The sequence below is a fragment of the Streptomyces sp. NPDC059853 genome (genome assembly GCF_042731495.1).
Classification (GTDB): Bacteria; Actinomycetota; Actinomycetes; order Streptomycetales; family Streptomycetaceae; genus Streptomyces.
This window is the reverse complement of the sequence record NZ_JBHWJL010000464.1, coordinates 1-2,636: the sequence shown is the minus strand read 5'-3', so window position 1 is coordinate 2,636 and position 2,636 is coordinate 1. Positions and strand designations below refer to the sequence as shown.

Here is a 2,636-nt window from a genome sequence, read left to right as displayed (position 1 = left end):
CCCCGCCGACCCGGAAGGTCCGCCGATGACCCAGGCACCGGCCCCGCGCACCCCCACCCGACCCCGAACCCGCCCGCGCCCCGGCACCGTGCGGCGGGCCGCCCGATGAGCGCCACCGGTGAACTCGCCGGGCTGCGCGCCCTGGTCACCGGTGGCGGCTCCGGCATCGGCCTGGCCACCGCCCGGCTGCTCGCCGCACGCGGCGCCGCCGTCGCCGTACTCGACCTGGACCCGGCAGCCGCCGGTCCGCCGCTGCGCGGCCTGAGCGCCGACCTCGCCGACGACGCCTCCGTGCGCGCCGCCGTCACCGCCGCCGGGGCGGAACTCGGCGGCCTCGACATCCTGGTGAACAACGCCGGCATCGGCGCCGCCGGGACCGTCGAGGACAACAGCGACGAGGAATGGCACCGCGTCCTGGACGTCAACGTGCTGGGCATCGTGCGCACCACCCGTGCCGCCCTGCCGCTGCTGCGCGCCTCCCGGCACGCCGCGATCGTCAACACCTGCTCGGTGGCCGCCACCGCCGGACTGCCGCAGCGCGCCCTGTACTCGGCGAGCAAGGGCGCCGTCCAGTCCCTCACCCTGGCGATGGCCACCGACCACCTCGCCGAGGGCATCCGCGTCAACTGCGTCAACCCCGGCACCGCCGACACCCCGTGGGTCGGGCGGCTGCTGGACGCGGCGGACGACCCCGAAGCCGAGCGGGCCGCGCTGACCGCCCGTCAGCCCATGGGCCGGCTGGTCACCGCCGACGAGGTCGCCGCCGCCATCGTCTATCTCGCCTCGCCCGCCGCCGCCTCCGTCACCGGCACCGCGCTCGCTGTCGACGGCGGCATGGCCGGACTGCGACCGCGCCCGCACAGCGGCCCGTCCACCGCTCCCGGCCCGACCGCATGATCGGGCCGCGGCGGACCCTGGGCCGCAGCACCGTCACCCTCGGCCCGCTCTCCCTCGGCGGCGCGCCCCTGGCCGGACTCGGCGTCCCCGTGGCGGCGGACGCGGCCCGGCGGACCGTGGACGCCGCCTGGGAGGCGGGCATCCGCGGCTTCGACACCGCACCGCACTACGGCCTCGGCCTCTCCGAACGGCGGCTCGGCGCCGCGCTCGCGGAGCGGCCCCGCGCCGACTGGACGCTGTCCACCAAGGTCGGCCGGCTGCTCGTCCCCAGCGACGGCGGGACGGCGGGCCACGACGGCGCCCACGGCTTCCCCGGCGTCCCCGCCACCCACCGCCGCGTCTGGGACTTCAGCGCCGACGGCGTCCGCCGCTCCCTGGAGTCCAGCCTGGAGCGGCTGGGCCTGGACCGCGCCGATCTCGTCCTGCTCCACGACCCGGACGACCACGAGCGGCAGGCCCTCACCGAGGCGTACCCCGCGCTGGAGCGGATGCGCGCCGAGGGCACGGTCGGCGCCATCGGCGTCGGCATGAACCAGTCCGCGATGCCCGCCCGCTTCGTCCGCGACACCGACATCGACGCGGTCCTGCTGGCCGGGCGCTACACCCTGCTGGACCAGGACGGACTGACCGAGCTGCTGCCGCTGGCCGCCGAGCGGGGCGTGTCGGTCCTCATCGGCGGCGTGTTCAACAGCGGGCTGCTCGCCGCCCCCCGCCCCGGCGCCTCCTACGACTACCGTCCCGCGCCCGAACCGCTGCTGCGCCGCGCGCTGGCGATCCAGGAGATCGCCGGCCGGCACGGCGTCCCGCTGCGCGCCGCCGCGCTGCGCTTCCCGCTGGGACACCCGGCCGTTACCGGCGTGCTGGTCGGGGCCCGCTCGGCCGCCGAGGTACGGGACGCGGTGGCGATGTTCCGGCACCCCGTACCGGACGGCCTGTGGGAGGAACTGCGCGCCGAGGGGCTGCTGCCGGCGCACGCACCGGTCCCGGCCCGGGGAGAGGCGGCCCCGGCATGAGGCTCGTCGACGCCCACCACCACGTGTGGGACCTCGCCGTCCGCCCGCAGGAGTGGCTGGACGCTCCCGCGTTCGCCCCCATCCGGCGCGGATTCACCCTCGCCGACCTGCTGCCGCACGCCCGCGAGGCCGGGGTGGAGGGCACCGTCCTGGTGCAGACCGTCACCGTGCCGGAGGAGACCCCGGAACTGCTCGCCCTGGCGGCGGAACGCGAGGCCGGAGGACTGGTCGCCGGGGTCGTCGGCTGGACGGAGCTGCGGGACGCGGCCGTCGCCGACACGCTCGCGGCGTTACGCGCCCTGCCCGGCGGCGCACGGCTGTCCGGCATCCGCCACCAGGTGCAGAGCGAGCCGGACCCGCACTGGCTGCTGCGCCCCGACGTCCAGCGGGGACTGGCGGCCGTCGCGGCGGCCGGGCTGGTGTACGACCTGGTGATCCGGCCGCACCAATTGCCCGCCGCCACCCGGGCCGCCGCGCTGCGGCCCGAACTCACCTTCGTCCTTGACCACCTGGGCAAGCCGCCGATCGCGGCGGGGGAGCGGGAGCCGTGGGCGCGGGACCTGCGCCGGTTCGCGGCGCTGCCGAACACCACCGCCAAGCTCTCCGGGCTGGTCACCGAGGCGGACTGGCGGCACTGGACGGTGGCGGACCTGCGCCCGTACGCGGACACCGCGCTGGAGGCGTTCGGCCCCGACCGGCTGATGGCCGGCTCGGACTGGCCGGTGT

General features: G+C 77.4%; 3 protein-coding genes. All 3 read left to right on the top strand.

From position 1 onward, the window contains the following. Window positions 1–105 precede the first annotated feature (105 nt). Window positions 106–897 carry an SDR family NAD(P)-dependent oxidoreductase gene (locus tag ACFV5N_RS26765; RefSeq protein ID WP_385604806.1) on the top strand — a complete coding sequence of 264 codons (792 nt, stop codon included), beginning with the start codon at window positions 106–108 and terminating at the stop codon, window positions 895–897. Then, the gene (locus tag ACFV5N_RS26760; protein ID WP_385604803.1) at window positions 894–1,910 is read left to right on the top strand and encodes an aldo/keto reductase; all 1,017 of its coding nucleotides are present in this window, start codon (window positions 894–896) and stop codon (window positions 1,908–1,910) included. The genes ACFV5N_RS26765 and ACFV5N_RS26760 overlap by 4 nt, the downstream gene beginning before the upstream one ends. Further along, on the top strand, window positions 1,907–2,636 hold a 730-nt coding region (locus tag ACFV5N_RS26755), incomplete at its 3' end, for an amidohydrolase family protein (protein WP_385604801.1). The genes ACFV5N_RS26760 and ACFV5N_RS26755, both read left to right, overlap by 4 nt.